Genomic DNA, 15,302 nt, shown 5'->3' with positions numbered 1-15,302 from the left:
GATGGGACGCTTTTCCCTTCCCGCAGAGGCGCCGAAAGGCCTGGACTCGCCGGTGACAGCGGCGCTCATGAAGTACCTGGCCAGAATCCAGGTCAAAGTCTTCACCCTGACCAACGGCCGGATCGGCCACAAGTGGCGCGTCGGCGCGGGTTTCCGCAAACCCGTGCCGACCCTGCTTCTGGAGCACCGCGGCCGCAAATCCGGACGGCTGTTCACCACTCCGCTGCTGTACCTGCGTTCCGGTGACGACCTGGTGATCGTCGCCTCCCAGGGCGGGCTGCCGAAGCATCCGCAGTGGTACTTCAACCTGCGTGCGGAACCGGAAACCCGCGTACACCTCAGGGGCCGCCGCAACGTCCCGGTCACGGCGCGCGTCGCGTCGGCGGACGAGCGGCGCGAACTGTGGCCGCGGCTGGTCGAGTTGTACGCGGATTTCGCGAAGTACCAGAAGTGGACTGAGCGCGAGATTCCGGTCGTGGTGCTCACTCCGCGCTGATCACCCGACGCGGGACGTCGCGCGGCTGGTGAACCGGAATTCGATCTCGACCGGAATGTCGTTCAGCTCCAACGCTTCCTTGAGCCGCGGGAGGTTCTCCTCCGTGATGCGATTGCGGATCTCGCCGAGGTCCGCGTCCTGCTCGCACGTGACGATCAGCGCCAGGGACGGCGTCTCCCGGGTTCCGGCCAGCGACGCGCTCGCCTTGTGCACTCCGGGCAACCCCCGCAGTTCTTCGGTGAAGGGAGCCACCGCGTCGTCGGCGCGCAACTCGGTGCGTCCGTAAGCGGGATCGGTTTCGAACCGCCACACCCCCGTGCGCGGCCGGTGCGCGAGCTGGGCCAGCAGCCAGCGCAGGGCGAGCAGCCCCACCACGACCGCCGCCGCGGCGATCACGTAGAAGACCCAGGTCGGCGGCTCCGCGGTGCCGGGCACGAGCGGCGCCTCGGGGTTGACCAGCTTGAGCACGCGGAAGTGCGTAGCCAGACCGAATCCCCCCGCGGCGAGCAGCAGCAGGCCGATCACCGCGAGCAGGAACCGGTTGAGCGCGGCCGGACGATTCATGAGGCCTCCCTCGAAGCACGGACCCGCACCGACACGGCGGGCCGGCGAACCGGTGAGATGTGGTCCAGACGGGACTCGACGGCCGCGCGGACCGCGTCGGCCAGCCCGTCCGTCCGCGTGCGGGCCGTTTTCACCCGCACCTTGACCTTGCGCGAGCCGGTGGAAAGCTTGGCTCGTTCGACGCCGTCCACGTCCGCCGCGGCCGCCCGCAACGCGGACCGGTAGTCCGCGCTGTCGGCACCGGAATCCGGGTCTCCGGTCAGCGGGAGGATCCGGCGTTTGCCCGGCAGCAGCGCCGCCCACAGCAGCACGAGGCCGACGACAGCGACCGCGCCCGAAATCAGCGCGGGGACGAGGTCGGTCCAGTGCGCGTCGTGAACGGCCGTGGCGACCGCGCGGTAATCCAGCCACGGCTGGTGGCCGGTGAGCCGCTGGATGGCCGCGACGGCGGTCAGCACGCACACCGCGAGCAGCACAGCGGCGGTCAAGCTCGCCGGTAGAGACCGGCGGGTTCGGCGTTTCACTCGATCCTCCTCAACGCGATCGCTCCGGGTGCGGAGCTGTTCGAACCGCTCGGGCGAGTCGGCGGATCCGGCGTTCCGCTCGACCCGATCGCTGCGGCGGACATCCGGTCGGTCCCAGGGGGCCGCGGTTTCACTCCACTCGCCGCTGCCCGGCGGCCTCGGTGTGCAGGGCCGTCACCGTGATGCCGACGCGCCGGACCGGCATCCCGGTCCATTCCTCGACCCGTCCGCGCAGGTGGGCGCGCACCCGTTCGGTCGTCGCGCCCACCGGGGCCGGGTACTCGAGCGAGATCCGCACGTCCAGCTCGACCTCGCCGCCCGCGATCCGCGCCGACGTCTTCGCCGACCGGTCCAGCGCCTCGCCGCCGAGGCTGATCCCGAGCGTCCGCCCGGCGGCCCCGCCGACCCGGTCGATCTCGCCCGCCGCGTGCGCGGCCAGCCGCTCGACGACGTGCTCGCTGATCGTGAGGCTCCCGCGGTCTTCCGGCGCGAGCGCGGCCTCCGCTGCGACAGCCACGGCTCACCCCCGGTCGCGGCCGGTGAGCTGCGAGAGGTCGAGCTTGCCGTCGAGCAGGCGCCCGACGAGCAGTCCCACCGCGCCCAGCACGAGGACCAGCAGGAACGCCCCGAATCCGCCGAGCGCGGCGGCGAGGCCCAGCGCGAGGCCGGTGATCAGTCCCAATCCCGTTGCGTTCACGACACCGTCTCCTTCCGGTTTTCCGGCCCGGTCTCCGCCGCGGCCGGCACTTCGACGTCGGCGATGAGCACGTGCACCGGACGGCCCGGCGACGCGGCGGCCGCGCGCACCGCCGCCGCCACGTCCCCCGCCGAGAACGGAGCCCGGACCGTCACGCCGACGGTCACGTCCTCCTCCGTCACCCGCACTCCGCTCACCCGGCCGCCCGCCCCGAGCGTCGCGACCTGGCCGAACCCGCCGCCGTGCACGTCCGCCACCTCCGGCAGCTCCCGCACGGCGGCGACGATCCGGCGGGCCTCCTCGAGCAGGTTCATCGGACCCGCCCGCCTTCGCCCGCCACTGCGGACCGGCGGCCGGGCGCCTCCGCCGCGGCAAACCCCCGGCCGGTCTTCGCAAGCCGCCTGGCCGCCCCCGATCGCCGCCAGGCGCCGCCTGCCCGGCCGGGCGTCGCGGCCCGGCCCTGAGCCGCGGCCTGGCCGGACCGTCCGCCGCGCGCGCCCGCCGTCACCGGCGACCGCTCCGCGACGGCGACCCGTCCAGCCCCCGCGACCGCGCTCACTGCACCCGGCCGCTGTCGCCGGAGCCGTCCTCCTCGTCGTCCGACGGCAGGTGCAGGTCGCCGACGTTGATGTTGACCTCGACGACCTCCAGCCCGGTCATCCCCTCGACCGCGCTGATCACGTTGCGCCGGATCGAACGCGCGACGTCGGCGATCGAAACGCCGTACTCGACCACGATCTGCAGGTCCACCGCGGCCTGCTTCTCCCCCACCTCGACCGAAACGCCCTGCCCGGCCGACGCCGTCGCGCCCGGAATCCGCTCGCGCAGCGCGGAAAACGCCCGCGCCGCGCCGCCGCCCAGGTCGTAGACCCCCGGGATCTCGCGCGTCGCCAGCCCGGCGATCTTCTGCACGACCACGTCCGCGACGCTGGTCGTCCCCTGCGAACTGGTCAGCGGACCGGCGTTGACCTTCTCCACGTCCTGGGACTTGGCCGCCGTGTCAGTCGTCGAAGCCATCGAATCTCCTCCAGTCGGTTTCCGTATGTTCAGTTCATCGGTTCGACTCGGCAGCCGCGCAAAACTCACTCCCCGAACGTGTGGCGACGATCACATCATCGAGTGAATGACGATTCGGGATCCGCGTTGTCGTTCGCTTTGACGCATTCCCGCGTTCGCTGTCCGGCAATGAAGGAGGAGACCCATGTCGACGGGCGACAAGATCGGCGCCAAGGCAGACGACTTCGGCGGCAAGGCCAAGGAGGCCGCGGGCTCGCTGACCGGTGACGAGAAGCTGAAGCAAGAAGGCAAAGCCGACCAGGCGAAAGCCGGGATCAAGGAAGCGGCCGAAAACGTCAAAGACGCGCTCGGCGGCGCGGCGGACAAAGTCAAGAACGCACTGAAGAAAGACTGACTTTCTCCTCGAGAACGCGGGGCTCCGGCACTAAAGCGGGGTCCCGCGTTCGCTTTTCCGCCGGTCCGCGATCCGCGAACTCGGCGAAGAACGCGCACAGAAGCAGCCAATAGCGATTGCGTCCCGCGAGATTCAGCGATTCGACGATCTCCGGCCGATCCTTGGGCGCAGCGGTGTCGGCACTGCGCTCGCGCGGGTCGCGGAAGGCGATGATCCACGCCTTGCGCCGTTGACCCGCTCCACCGATCTGATGATCGAGGTCGCCTGTCCGGCTACGCCCCTGTTCGCGCCGGGTACTCCCTTGAATTCAAGCGAGCCACAGTCTCGAAACGCACTCGCGGAGGCAGAGGACGCCTGCTCCGAACGACGAGAAACCCGGCCCCGGTTCCGGCAAGCACCGGCGGGACTTCCTGAAGGGAGCCGCCGCCGCGGCCGCGCCGGGGGTGGGCGGGGTCGCGGCCGGCGGCTTGCTGGGCGGGCAGCAGTCCTAGGCGGTGCCGAGAACGCACCCGGTTACCACAAGACCATCCGGTCCAGCGAAACCGGGCCAGAAACACTCGGCCGGGCAAGCTCTTTCCCTTTCGTGGCCGGGAATCCGGCCCGGTCCGCCGCGCGCGCCCAGTTCCGGGTCACGGCCGCTGCCGGCCTAGCCTCGATCCAGGCACGGAAAAGCACTGTGCGTAGTCACCGCCCGGCCGATTTCCCTTGCCCCGCGCGATATTCAGTCGACAGCGGCGGTCCGTCGCGCATCCTGGCCGGTACGGGCCGCGGGGAAACCGACTCCCAGCTGGTCCGCCGCGAGCGCAGTGCCTTCCAGCCGCGCGCGCATCTTGGCGAACGCGGTCTCCCGCGAGGTCGACTGGTCGTCCGCGAAGGGGGAAAAGCCGCAGTCGTCGGACGTTCCCAGCTGCTCGACCGGGAGATAGCGAGCCGCGCGCAGCACCCGGTCGCGCACTTCCTCGGCGGTTTCCACGCGCGGATCGATCGGGTCGGTCACCCCGACGAACACCCGCACGCCCGGCCGGAGCTGGTCCGCGAGGACGCGCAGGACCCGGTCCGGATCGGACTCGCTGGCCAGCTGGACGTAGAAATTGCCGACGGCGTGCCGGAACAGCTCGGGAAGCAGGCCGGCGTAGTCGACGTCGAGGCTGTGCGTCGAATCCTGGTCGCCGCCCGGACAGGTGTGGACGCCGAGGCGAGCCCGGTCGGCTTCGCCGAACCGCTCGAGCACCCGGTTGTTCAGCTCGACGAAATCGCGCAGGACCTGGCCGCTGGGATCGAGCTTCAGCGAGAGCCGTCCCTCGGTGAAATCCAGCTGAACGACGTGCGCGCCCGCGTCCAGGCAACCGCGGATATCGGCTTCGGCCCCGTCGACCAGGTCGTCGAGGAAACTCTCGCGCGAATAGCCGTCGATCCCCGCGGCCGGGTAGAGCAGCGAGAGCGCGGAAGGCGCGATAACCGCTTGTTTCACCGGCAGGTTCGTAACCTGCCGCGCGGCCCGCAAATAGTGCTCGGCGTGCTCCTGGTAGCGGAACGGGCCGGACGTCAGGCAAGGCAGCTGCCGTTGATGCCCGTCGGCGAACGGGATCACGACGCCGTCCGCGGAAAGGTTCCCCGAGCCCGCGATCGGGTAGGTGACGAAACTGGGTTTGCGCTGCTCGCCGTCGGTGACCACGGTCGCGCCCAGGCTCGCTTGCGTTTCGATGGTCTCGCGCACGGCCCGGTCGAGAACGGAGGCGAAAGCCGCGTCGCCGAGCTGCCCGCTTTCGCGCGCGGCGAGAGCGCCGAGCAATTCGGGCGGACGCGGGATGCTGCCGATGGGTTCGGAAGGAATGGTCATGGGGCGAGCGTAGAAGCGGCCGCGCGGAGCGGAACAGGGAAGAAACACCGGAGAACGCCGTTCTCCTTCTTTCGTGCCATTGCCGGTTCGAAAGTGTTGACACGGCGCCGGGGCGGAAAACGCTTTATTGGCGAAGTGCGAAAAACGCGTTTCCGCTCAGCCCGGGATTCCCGCGGCCTCGGCGATGACCCGGTCGAGGCTCAGGCTGTAGTCGTAGTTCAGGTGGTTGGCGTCGTAGTAGACGCTGACCTTCCCGATCACCGCGTAACAGCGTTCCCGGTCGCAGAAATAGTCGGTCAGGTCGAGCAGCCGGACCCCGGGATCGGTGCTCGCCCTGGCAGCCGCGGTCAGCGGGTCCGCCGGCTGCGCGACGGAACGGTCGACCGCGCACTGCCGAGGGTCATCCGGATTCAGCAGGACGCAATCCGTCGCGCGGACAAGTCCGTTGAGCGGCGGGTCGGCCAGCACGAATACGGTCGCCCCGGCCGCGGTCCACTTCGACCAGTACGCGTTCAGCCCGTCCCGGTACTGCTCCGTCTGCGAGCGGCCGCTGCGGTCGTCGGCGGGCTCGTGACGGCTGTAGAACGACGTGAACACGTACGCTGGCCGCGTTTTCGCGATTTCGCCGACCATCTGCTTGGTCCAGCTCATGCAGCGCCGGTCGGGGACGCCGCGGCCGAACTGCATCGCCCGGATGTCGGCGAACGGGCAGCCGCCCAGGTAGCTCGTGTACAGCAGCCAGTGGTTCTTGCGGGCGAGGCTGAGCAGCGGCGCCTGCCATTGCTGGGCGTGCGAGTCCCCGACCAGCCACACCACTTTCGGTTCGGCGTCGCCCTGGCCGAAGTCGCACCGGGTGGTGGTTTTCGTGCCGTCGCTCGCGGCGTACTGCGCCATCGGCGGCGGGCAGTCCGCGGGCGCCGTGTAGTACCGGTTGGCCGGGCCCATCTCGACGGTCCGGGCCGGGCCGAACGGGTCGGCGCACGCGTTGCCCGCCATCAGCGCCCGCGCCCCGTGGCAGGGGCCGGACATCTCCGCCGCGATCTCGCGGGCCTCTTGGTCGACGCGCCGCTGGTAGGTCCAGGTCAGCCCGCCCGCCGCGGCGCACACCACGAGCATCCCGGCCGCCATGGCGGCGAAGGTCGTCCCGCAGGTGCGGCTCAGCGGCTGCCAGGTCCGGACCGGATCCTCGACGAACCGCTTCGACAGGTGCGCCGCGGCCAGGGACGCGCCCAGGATCCCCAGTTTGAGCTGCCAGGTCAGCGCTCCCGCGGCCAGCGCGCCGGGGATGGCGAACGGGGCCAGCATGATCAGCGGCCAATGCCACAGGTACAGCGAGTAGCTGACGTTCCCCAGCCACTGCACCGGCGGCGACGAGGACAGCGGCGTATGCCATTGCCGCTCCTCGCAGTTGCCGGCGAAGATCACCAGCGCGGTGCCCGCAGCAGGCAAGACCGCGGTCGCACCGGGAAACGCGGTCTCGTCGTCGAACAAGGCCGCAGCGGCGACGATGGCGGCGACACCGGCCAGCGAGGCCAGGTTCGCCGCGATCCTCGGCAGGACGAGCTTCGCGCCGACGAGCGCCAGCAACGCGCCGAGCGCGAACTCCCACACCCGCACCGGAGTAACGAAGTACGCCTGGCTCTTGGACACGTCGGTGAACCAGATGCTGAAGCCCAGCGAAGCGGCCCCGACGAGCCCGACCCCGGCCAGCCGCGCCCACCGCGCGCGGAGCTTGAACAGCAGCAGGAGCAACAAGGGCCAGAAGAGGTAGAACTGCTCCTCGACCGAAAGCGACCAGTAATGCTGCGACAGGCTCGCGGACTGGGTCAGGTGCGAATAGTCGACGGAATTGGCGGCGAGCAGCCAGTTTTCCCCATACAGCGCACTGGCGATCACCTCCTGCGCGTTGGACTCCCAGCGCGGGAAGGGCATGAGGAAATACGCGGCGGCAAGGACGAAGGCGAGGACGAGAAAGGCCGCGGGCAAGAGGCGGCGCACGCGGCGGGCGTAGAACTTCGCGAGCCGGATCCGCCCGGTGCTCGCGACTTCGCGGACCAGGTGCGAGGTGATGAGGAAGCCGGAAATGACGAAGAAGACGTCCACGCCGACGTACCCGCCGGTCACCCGGCCGGGCCACAGGTGATTCAGCACGACGAGACCGACCGCGACGGCGCGCAGCGCCTGGATGTCCGGCCGGAACGCGCGTCTTCGCTCCTCGTCCGGCGTTCGCGGGGACCTCGTCGGCCCGCTCAAAGTCCCCGTGTCCACTTTCCGCCCCTTTTCCCGCCTCGCTGAAAACTCAGTGATGCTAGCGGGGCCGGGCAGCTGACCAGGCACGGGAGTGCCGCGAAACGCGGAACCGAACAAAGGAACCGCGGACGGATCGCGCCGCGGTTCCCTCGTTCGGGTGTGCTCAGCGCCAGCCCAGCTCCGGGGCGACGTGGGTCAGGATGCTTTCCAGCACGTGGGCGTTGTAGTCGACGCCCAGCTGGTTCGGCACGGTCAGCAGCAGGGTGTCCGCGGCCTGCACGGCCTCGTCCTCCTTCAGCTCCCGCACCAGTTCGTCCGGCTCCGCGGCGTACGAGCGGCCGAAGATCGCCCGGGTGTTCTCGTCGATCATGCCGATCTGGTCGCGCGAGTTGCGGTCGCGGCCGAAGTAGGCGCGGTCCAGGTCGTTGGTCAGCGCGAAGATGCTGCGGCTGACCGACACCCTCGGCTCGCGCTCGTGGCCCGCTTCCTTCCACGCCTCGCGGTACGCCTCGATCTGCTTGCGCTGCTGGACGTGCAGCGGTTCGCCCGTTTCGTCGTCCTTGAGCGTGGAACTCTGCAGGTTCATGCCGAGTTTCGCCGCCCAGACGGCCGTCGCGTTCGAGCCCGAGCCCCACCAGATGCGGTCGCGCAGGCCCTCGGAGTGCGGTTCGAGCCGGAGCAGGCCGGGCGGGTTGGGGAACATCGGGCGCGGGTTCGGTTTCGCGAAACCCTCGCCTTCGAGCAGCTTCAGGAAGACCTCGACGCGGTCGCGGGCCATGTCCGCGTCGGTCTCGCCCTCGGCCGGGGCGTAGCCGAAGTACCGCCAGCCGTCGATCACCTGCTCGGGGGATCCCCGGCTCACGCCGAGCTGGAGCCTGCCCCGCGAGATGAGGTCGGCCGCGCCCGCGTCCTCGACCATGTACAGCGGGTTCTCGTAGCGCATGTCGATCACGCCGGTGCCGATCTCGATCTTCGACGTCCGCGCGCCGATGGCCGCGAGCAGCGGGAACGGGCTGCCCGCCTGCTGCGCGAAGTGGTGCACGCGGAAGTACGCGCCGTCGACGCCCAGCTCCTCGGCCGCGACCGCGAGGTCGATCGACTGGTGCAGGAAGTCGGCGGCCGAGCGGGTCTCGGAGTGCGGGCTCGGCGACCAGTGGCCGAACGAGAGGAAGCCAATGTTCTTCACACATCGTCAAACGTTCAACTAACCCGTCTCATTCCCGTCGGGCGCGAGTGCCCGGTCGAACACGTTCCGCAGCAGCAGGCTCAGTGCCGGGTCGACCCGGAGCGCTCCGTTGAAGGTCAGCGACGACGCGCTGAACACGAACCCTCCGCTGGGCAGTTCCTTGCAGGTCATCGCCGCGCCGCCGCGGGAGGCCGGGTTCGTTCCCCTAGCGATGACCCCGCTCGGCGGGACCTCGCCGTCGAGGCCCTGGAGCGTGTCGAATTCCCAGGCGCTCGCGGCTCCGTTCCGGCCGTGCGCGCCGAATTCGCTGCCTGCCGACAGCCCTGTCCCGGCAAGGAACGGGTGGTCGCGCAGCACGCGGTACGGCGCGAAGGTCATCCAGCCGTCGGAGTCGTAATTCACCCCGAGCAGCTGCGATTCGGGCAGGCCGTAGTGCTCGCGGAACAGGTCGCGGCTGCCGTCGGCGGCGCGGAACGTCAGGGCGGTGCCGTCGGCGGTGAACTCCGCGCGTTCGTAGATCTGATTGCCTCCGGTGGCGATCACGCTGCCCCCGGCCGCGAGGTAGTTCGCCAGGTTGGTGCGCATGGCCATCGAGAAGTACTCCGGGTGCGAACCGAGCACGATCGCCTGGTAGGCGGGGAGCCAGCCGCCGGTGTGCAGGTCGTGGTCGGTGTAGCAGTCGAACCCGAGCTGTTCGGCGCTCAGCCAGCGCAGCAGTTCCAGATCGCTGTACAGCTCCAGGTCGTACTGGCCTTTCGGCGCGATCTGCCAGGTGTAGCTCGGCCGCAGGAACGAGATCGTGCGCCGGACGCCATCCTGGCCCTCGGAGTACTGGTCGTGCCCGCTCCAGCCGTTGTACGCGTGGTAGGTGTTGGTCGGCAGCACCACGGCGATTTCCTGTACCGGAGCAGCGGGCCGGACGACGAACGGGATGTGCTGCACCCGGCCGAACCGGCCGGTCACCCGCGCGGCGTACACGCCGGACGGCCAGGTCGCCGGGAGATCGGCGGCGTAGCGCTCGGCCCAGCCGCATCCGGCGGACCGGTAGTTCGCGGCCACCTGCTGGAGGCCGCCCGCGACGGTGGTGGTCCCGGTGACCGCTTCCGGCGTGTCTCCGCCGGGTGCGACGCGCACGAGCTGCGCGGTGACCGAGGGGAAAGCGGTCGACAGCGCGATCGACACCCGGCCGCCCGCGGGCACGCTCTGCTGCTGCGGATACCCCTGCAGCCCGGCGCTGCGTTCGACGGTGAAGCCCTGCCCGACGACCACGCCGGTCGCGTTGTTGATCCAGCGCGGCCCGCCGTCGGTGTCGACCGTCTGGTGGTTGGCGAGCCGCAGTTCGACGAGATCGCCGTCGTCGCCCGGCACTGCCGAGTGGTCGATCCGGATCAGGTAGACCGCGCCGTTGCCTGCTCCCGCGAACAGGTCCCGGCGGAACAGCTCGAACCAGTCGTTGTCGCCGATCGCGATCGGCTGCCCGCCGTTCGCCCATCCGATGCCGTCGCGGTAGCGGAACCAGGTGAGCGCGCCGGTGCCGCTGACGGCGTAGATGACGTTCCCGGTGTCGGAGAACAGGTAGCGCGCGACGTTGAATCCGTCGCCGAGCGGCTGGGGCGTTTCGAAAGTGCCGTTGATCCGGCGCGACCGGTACAGGATTCCGTCGGCGTCAACGCACCAGAGGACGCCGCCGGGTCCGCCGAAAATCCGCGGGAAAGCATCGAAGCCGGTCCCGACCACGACACCGGTGCCGTTGTTGGCCCAGGTCCCCGCTCCGGTGTCCAGATTGGCCACGACCCGCTGGTAATACCGCACCGTCCCGTCCCCGCGCACGCCGTACAGGACCCCGTTCAGATCGCCGAGCACGGTGACGAAGTCCTGCCATCCGGACCCGATCGCCGCCCCCAGACCCTGGTTGGCCCAGTCGAACGCGGCGGTGGGCCAGCCCCGGTGCCGGTACCAGTACAGGGCGCCGTCGGACTGCACCGCGTAGACGATGCCGTCGCCTCCGCCGACGAGCCGGCTCCACCGCTGGTGCGGATCGAACGCTCCGGTTTCTTGTGCTTCTTCCGGACGTCCCTCTGCCGCTTCGACGACCGGCAAGGCCGGACGGCCGCTGATGATCCCCATGTCTCCCCCAGGAGTTCGGCGTGCGTCCCCTCGCACCCGTCTGACGGGGTGACGCTCGTCCGGCCGCCGGACGTTTCCCCGGCGGCCGGACGACCACCCGATGAGCCCAACGGGTCAGCGGGCGAGGCGTTCCAGCAGGACGACCGTCACGGTGTCGCCGGCTTCCTTGCCGATCGCTTTCCGGAGTGCGGCGTTGACCGGGAGTTTGTGGGTGCCGTCGCCGAGGGCCATGAAGGAACTGCGGAACGGTTCGCCGTCGACCGTGCCGCGGACTTTCACCAAGCCGCGGGTGCCGAAGAACTCCGCGGAGCCGGGCCAGACCAGGTAGGTGTGGCCGCCCTTGGCCGGGCTCTTGCGCAGGGTCGCGGTGAATTCCTCGTTGAGTTCGCCGGTGGTCATCGGGTTCTCCTTCGTCTCGGGTGGGGGCGTTCACCTCGAGGTACGAACCTGCTCGCGGGATTTCGACACCGTACCGGCCCGCGGGGTGCTGGCCCGGCGCCGGAACGACCCGCCCGTTCCGGCGCCGGACCTCCCCCTATCTCGTCCCGCGACGGCCGCGAGCGGCGAGCGCCGGGACTGGTCCGCCGGCGATCGCGAACTGCGAACCCGGCTCGCGGACGACGTCGCCCGCCGCCGAGTTCGTGATCGTCACGTTCGTCAGCGTCGCGTTTCCGCGGGCGCCGCTCATCGCGAGGATGCCCGCGCCGTTGTTCGATTTGTCGATTTTCACATCGCTGATCGTCACGTCCGGCATCGCGCCGCCGCCGGTTTTGAATTGGATTCCTTCGTAGGTCGAATCATGGATTTCCGTGTCGCGCAGGACGATGCCGGGGATGTCCTTGCCCTGGGCGAAGAAGGTGATCGCGCCGAATTTCTGCTGTTCGCCCCAGAAGATGCCGCCGCAGCGGTACAGGGCGTTGTTCGCGATCAGCGTCTGCCCGGAGAACGGCAGCGGGTCGTGGTCGGTCGCCAGCATGATGCCGGGATAGTTCATCGTGTCGGAGACCAGGTTGTTCTCGATCTTGTTCCCGTACCCGCCGTAGACCGCGATTCCGTTGGCGCGCCACGGCAGCTGGATCGTGTTGTTGCGGAACACGTTGTCGTGCGCGATGTCCACCGCCGGATCCTTCACGTACTGATTCGCCCAGACCGCGAGGGAATCGTCGCCGGTGGTGCGGAACGACGAGTTCACCACCCGCGAGTTCCGGGTGCCGTTGGCGAAGTTGATGCCGTCGGCGTAGGTGTCGCGGATCCGCATGCCGCTGAACTCCAGGCCGTCGGCCGGGCCCCACCGCGCCGGGATGTTGCTGTAGTCCCGGCCGACCCAGACGCCGACGTTCGCGTGCTCGATCCACACGTTCGAGATCTTCGTGCCGGTGCCGAACCGGCCGTTCAGTCCGACGCCGCCTTCCGCGCCGCCGTCGCCGCCGCGGATGCGGCCGGAGCCGAAGATGGCCAGGTCGGAGATCTGCACGTTCTTGTCGATGTCGAAGCCGAAGTTGCCCTCGTGCGGATGGTTGATCCCGCCCGCGTCCTGCGGCTGGATCAGCGAGTACAGCTGCGAATACCACATCCCGGCGCCGCGGATGGTCGCGTTCGAGATGCCGACCTGGTTGTACTGCCCGCCGCCGTTGGGCACGTCCGGGTCGTCGGTGAGGATCTTGCGTTCCTGCCGCCATTGGCCCGGCGGGATCCACACGCAGCTGATCACGCCGTTCTGGTCTTCGGTGACCGCGCGCTGGATCGCGGCCGAATCGTCGATTCCGTCGTCGGGCACCGCGCCGTAGTCGGTGATCGAGGTGCATTCCGGCGGTTTCGGCAGGGCTGGCGCGACCTGTTCGAGATCGATCAGGTCGATGACGTAGAACGCCGCGGTGTCGCCGCTGTCGCGCTGCAGCTTGAACTTCGTGCCCGGCGGGTACGACTGCGTCAGCAACGCGTGCGATTCGTCGAACAGCCGCCGCGCGTCGCCGCCCGGGGTGTTCGTCAGCCCTTCGGGGTCGTCGGTGTTGCCGTAGAGCCAGCTGTGTTTGGACGACAGGTTGAGCTTCTGCGCGAAGGCTCCATTGATGTACAGGCTGATCGTCGCGTCCTGTCCCCCGCCGCCGGGAGCGTCCGGGATCGAGTTGCGGACCACGATCGAGTTCGCCTGGTTCGTCGAAGTGAACTCCACGTACTGGCCCTGGTTCGCCAGCCGGACGGACTTCCGGCCGGACGATTCGGTCGCGAAGTTCGTGTGCCCGAACGTCCGGAGCGGGTCGGTCTCCAGCAGTTGGCCTTGGTACTGCGCGGCTTCCGCCTCGTACTCCACGTAGGGCAGCGCTGCGCCGCGGCCGACCACCATTGCCTGCGACAGCGTGTTGTTGGCTTCGTTGGTCTCCTTGACTACGTCGGTCGCGTCGGCGGTCGCGGTGAGAGTCGCGTTCGCGGCAGTCCACGTGCCCGGGATCGCGACGTTCGCCGTGGCTCCGGCTGCGATCGCGGGAGTGTCGGCGTTCAGCGTGGTTTCGCCAGCGGACAACCGGGTCACCGAGGCTCCCGCGCCGCTCGTGCCGCGGTTGTGCACGGCGACGGTGAACGACACCGGCGCGCCGACGGCCGGGTTCGGCGGGTTCGGCGTGATGCCGGTGACCTCGAGGTCCGGGCCCGGGGCTTGGGCGATCACCAGCTGCGCCGTCGAGGTGAAGGTGTTGTTGGTTTCGTCCTGCTCGACCACGGTGTTGGCCGGGTCGACCGTGGCGGACACGCGGTAGGTGCCCTGCGGTCGTTTGCCCGCCTGCACGGTCACCGTGGTGGAAGCTCCGGCGGCGAGGGCGCTGACCGGCGCGGAGCCGATGACGGTGCCGCCGAGGCTGACGTTGACTGTCGTGGCACCCGCAGTGGCAGTGCCCGCGTTCCGCACAGTTGCCGATACGGCGAGGTCACTGGCCTCGGTCGGGTTGGACGGGGTCCACGCGGTGCCGGTGACGACCAGGTCCGGGTTCGGCGCGGGGATGCCGAACACCTGGAATTCCGCGGCCTGGCCGCCCGGCGCGCCGGAGTTGGCGAAGTACCGGAGCCGCACGTCCGCGGCGCGGCCGGTGACCGGGATCGTCACGGTGTTCTGGTTGACGGCCGGGTCGAAGCGGTAGTCGGCCCGCGCGGCGAGCGTCGTGAATTCGCTTGCACCCTGGGCACGGCCGAGGATCTCGAAGTTCTGCGTCCGCGCGCTCCAGATCGGGTCCGGGTTGAGTTTCACGACGACCGAAGAAAGATCCGCGTCGGCGCCGAGCTTTGCGGTCAGGGTGTTCGGGTAGCCTGCGGCGGACTCCCAGTACGTACCAGTGTTGTTGTCGTTCGCGTTGGCTGCGGCGAACGCGCCGACCGTCGAGGACGCTTCGATCGGCTTGCCCGCGGCGAGGTTCTGGCCGGTCTGTGTCCCGGCGCGGACGACGTGGTTGCTGTCCGCGGATTCGTTCCCGGCGGCGTCCTTGGCGCGCACGAAGTACTCGATGCGCGGGCCCGCCGGTCGGTTCTCGGTAAAGGTGGGGCCAGTGACCGTGGTGGCAGGCGTGCCGTCGCGGTACACGGTGTATCCGGTGACGCCCACGTCATCCGTCGACGGCGACCAGGTCAGTTTGACCTGCCCGGCGGCGGGCTCGGTCAGTGCGAGGTTCGTGGGCGCGGTCGGGGCCTGCGTGTCGCCAGTGTCCGGTCCGTACAGCTCGAACTCCGACAGCTGCGCGGCAGGCCATTGCGTGTTCGCGGTGACGTCCAGCCGCACGTAGCGGGCGGACGCGGTCACCGGGATGGTCACGGTGTTGGTGGCGAACGAGTAGCCGGTCGACGGGACGAGGTCGGTGAACGTCGTGCCGTCGGTGCTGCCGCGCACGGTGAGCGTCTGGGTCCGGGATTCCCAGGTGGCAGGCAGTTTCAGCACGATCCGCGAGAGCGGCTTGGCCGAGCCGAGGTCGGCCTGGATCCATTGCGGGAAGGCGTTGTTGGCCGATTCCCAGTAGGTGGCCTGGTTGCCGTCGAAAGCGTTGGAGACGGGATAGCCGGGTTGGACGCTGCTCGCGGATACCGTGTGCGCTAACGGCACCTCGGCGGCGTTCGGAGCCGGACCTGGCGAAGGACCGCTGGCCGCGGCGGCGTGGGTGAGGCCTGCGGCGAAAAGCCCGGCGGCGAGGAAACCGGCGACGAGACGGGACAAACGCGTACGGGTCAT

The 15,302-nt window shown here is 69.6% G+C and carries 14 protein-coding genes; 2 read left to right on the top strand and 12 right to left on the bottom strand.

Annotated elements, in window-relative coordinates; genetic code table 11:
* Nucleotide 1 precedes the first annotated feature (1 nt).
* Nucleotides 2-496 (top strand): nitroreductase family deazaflavin-dependent oxidoreductase, encoded by a 495-nt coding sequence (locus SSMG_RS16570; RefSeq protein ID WP_009077666.1) that lies wholly within the window; start codon nt 2-4, stop codon nt 494-496.
* Here the strand turns inward: SSMG_RS16570 and SSMG_RS16565 are convergent, their stop codons facing one another.
* The 6 genes from SSMG_RS16565 to SSMG_RS16540 all read right to left on the bottom strand — a co-directional run bounded on the left by SSMG_RS16565 (nt 497) and on the right by SSMG_RS16540 (nt 3,298).
* Complete coding sequence (locus SSMG_RS16565; RefSeq protein WP_037713911.1) at nt 497-1,060, bottom strand: hypothetical protein; 564 nt, start codon at nt 1,058-1,060, stop codon at nt 497-499.
* Nucleotides 1,057-1,584 (bottom strand): DUF6286 domain-containing protein, encoded by a 528-nt coding sequence (locus SSMG_RS16560; protein WP_037713908.1) that lies wholly within the window; start codon nt 1,582-1,584, stop codon nt 1,057-1,059. Before SSMG_RS16560 ends, SSMG_RS16565 begins: the two co-directional genes overlap by 4 nt.
* Before the next feature lie 130 nt (nt 1,585-1,714).
* Entirely contained in the window at nt 1,715-2,101 is a 387-nt protein-coding gene (locus SSMG_RS16555) for an Asp23/Gls24 family envelope stress response protein (protein WP_009077662.1), read from the bottom strand.
* 3 nt (nt 2,102-2,104) lie between these two features.
* A complete protein-coding gene (locus tag SSMG_RS46150; RefSeq protein ID WP_009077660.1) occupies nt 2,105-2,281 on the bottom strand; it encodes a hypothetical protein in 177 nt (58 codons plus the stop codon).
* Nucleotides 2,278-2,595 (bottom strand): hypothetical protein, encoded by a 318-nt coding sequence (locus tag SSMG_RS16545; RefSeq protein WP_009077658.1) that lies wholly within the window; start codon nt 2,593-2,595, stop codon nt 2,278-2,280. The genes SSMG_RS46150 and SSMG_RS16545 overlap by 4 nt, the downstream gene beginning before the upstream one ends.
* Before the next feature lie 241 nt (nt 2,596-2,836).
* The gene (locus SSMG_RS16540; protein WP_037713907.1) at nt 2,837-3,298 is read right to left on the bottom strand and encodes an Asp23/Gls24 family envelope stress response protein; all 462 of its coding nucleotides are present in this window, start codon (nt 3,296-3,298) and stop codon (nt 2,837-2,839) included.
* 184 nt (nt 3,299-3,482) lie between these two features.
* Here SSMG_RS16540 and SSMG_RS16535 point away from each other — a divergent pair, with 184 nt between their 5' ends.
* Nucleotides 3,483-3,692 (top strand): CsbD family protein, encoded by a 210-nt coding sequence (locus tag SSMG_RS16535; RefSeq protein ID WP_037713904.1) that lies wholly within the window; start codon nt 3,483-3,485, stop codon nt 3,690-3,692.
* Between the two features lie 721 nt (nt 3,693-4,413).
* Here the strand turns inward: SSMG_RS16535 and SSMG_RS16530 are convergent.
* The 6 genes from SSMG_RS16530 to SSMG_RS16505 form a co-directional block, all read right to left on the bottom strand.
* A complete protein-coding gene (locus SSMG_RS16530) occupies nt 4,414-5,532 on the bottom strand; it encodes a cobalamin-independent methionine synthase II family protein (RefSeq protein ID WP_009077655.1) in 1,119 nt (372 codons plus the stop codon).
* Nucleotides 5,533-5,688: 156 nt separating this feature from the next.
* The gene (locus tag SSMG_RS16525; RefSeq protein ID WP_009077653.1) at nt 5,689-7,800 is read right to left on the bottom strand and encodes an acyltransferase family protein; all 2,112 of its coding nucleotides are present in this window, start codon (nt 7,798-7,800) and stop codon (nt 5,689-5,691) included.
* 145 nt (nt 7,801-7,945) lie between these two features.
* The gene (locus SSMG_RS16520) at nt 7,946-8,968 is read right to left on the bottom strand and encodes an LLM class flavin-dependent oxidoreductase (protein WP_009077652.1); all 1,023 of its coding nucleotides are present in this window, start codon (nt 8,966-8,968) and stop codon (nt 7,946-7,948) included.
* Nucleotides 8,969-8,986: 18 nt separating this feature from the next.
* Nucleotides 8,987-11,095: a N,N-dimethylformamidase beta subunit family domain-containing protein gene (locus SSMG_RS16515; RefSeq protein ID WP_050788201.1), complete on the bottom strand. Its 2,109-nt coding sequence runs from the start codon at nt 11,093-11,095 to the stop codon at nt 8,987-8,989.
* A gap of 114 nt (nt 11,096-11,209) precedes the next feature.
* Complete coding sequence (locus SSMG_RS16510; protein ID WP_009077648.1) at nt 11,210-11,494, bottom strand: DUF1905 domain-containing protein; 285 nt, start codon at nt 11,492-11,494, stop codon at nt 11,210-11,212.
* A 136-nt stretch (nt 11,495-11,630) separates the two neighbouring features.
* Nucleotides 11,631-15,302, bottom strand: a complete 3,672-nt coding sequence (locus SSMG_RS16505; protein WP_009077646.1) for a CARDB domain-containing protein — start codon at nt 15,300-15,302, stop codon at nt 11,631-11,633.

Origin of the sequence: Streptomyces sp. AA4 (genome assembly GCF_000158875.1) — a bacterium.
In the GTDB taxonomy this organism is placed as follows: domain Bacteria; phylum Actinomycetota; class Actinomycetes; order Mycobacteriales; family Pseudonocardiaceae; genus Amycolatopsis.
Note: the sequence above shows the minus strand (reverse complement) of the source record. Positions and strands in the feature narration are given on the sequence as shown.

Bases quoted from the DNA above. Each gene is read 5' to 3' on its own strand.
- SSMG_RS16570 (WP_009077666.1), top strand. From the start codon at position 2: ATGGGACGCTTTTCCCTTCCCGCAGAGGCGCCGAAAGGCCTGGACTCG.
- SSMG_RS16565 (WP_037713911.1), bottom strand. From the start codon at position 1,060: ATGAATCGTCCGGCCGCGCTCAACCGGTTCCTGCTCGCGGTGATCGGC.
- SSMG_RS16545 (WP_009077658.1), bottom strand. From the start codon at position 2,595: ATGAACCTGCTCGAGGAGGCCCGCCGGATCGTCGCCGCCGTGCGGGAG.
- SSMG_RS16540 (WP_037713907.1), bottom strand. From the start codon at position 3,298: ATGGCTTCGACGACTGACACGGCGGCCAAGTCCCAGGACGTGGAGAAG.
- SSMG_RS16535 (WP_037713904.1), top strand. From the start codon at position 3,483: ATGTCGACGGGCGACAAGATCGGCGCCAAGGCAGACGACTTCGGCGGC.
- SSMG_RS16530 (WP_009077655.1), bottom strand. From the start codon at position 5,532: ATGACCATTCCTTCCGAACCCATCGGCAGCATCCCGCGTCCGCCCGAA.
- SSMG_RS16515 (WP_050788201.1), bottom strand. From the start codon at position 11,095: ATGGGGATCATCAGCGGCCGTCCGGCCTTGCCGGTCGTCGAAGCGGCA.
- SSMG_RS16510 (WP_009077648.1), bottom strand. From the start codon at position 11,494: ATGACCACCGGCGAACTCAACGAGGAATTCACCGCGACCCTGCGCAAG.
- SSMG_RS16505 (WP_009077646.1), bottom strand. From the start codon at position 15,302: ATGACCCGTACGCGTTTGTCCCGTCTCGTCGCCGGTTTCCTCGCCGCC.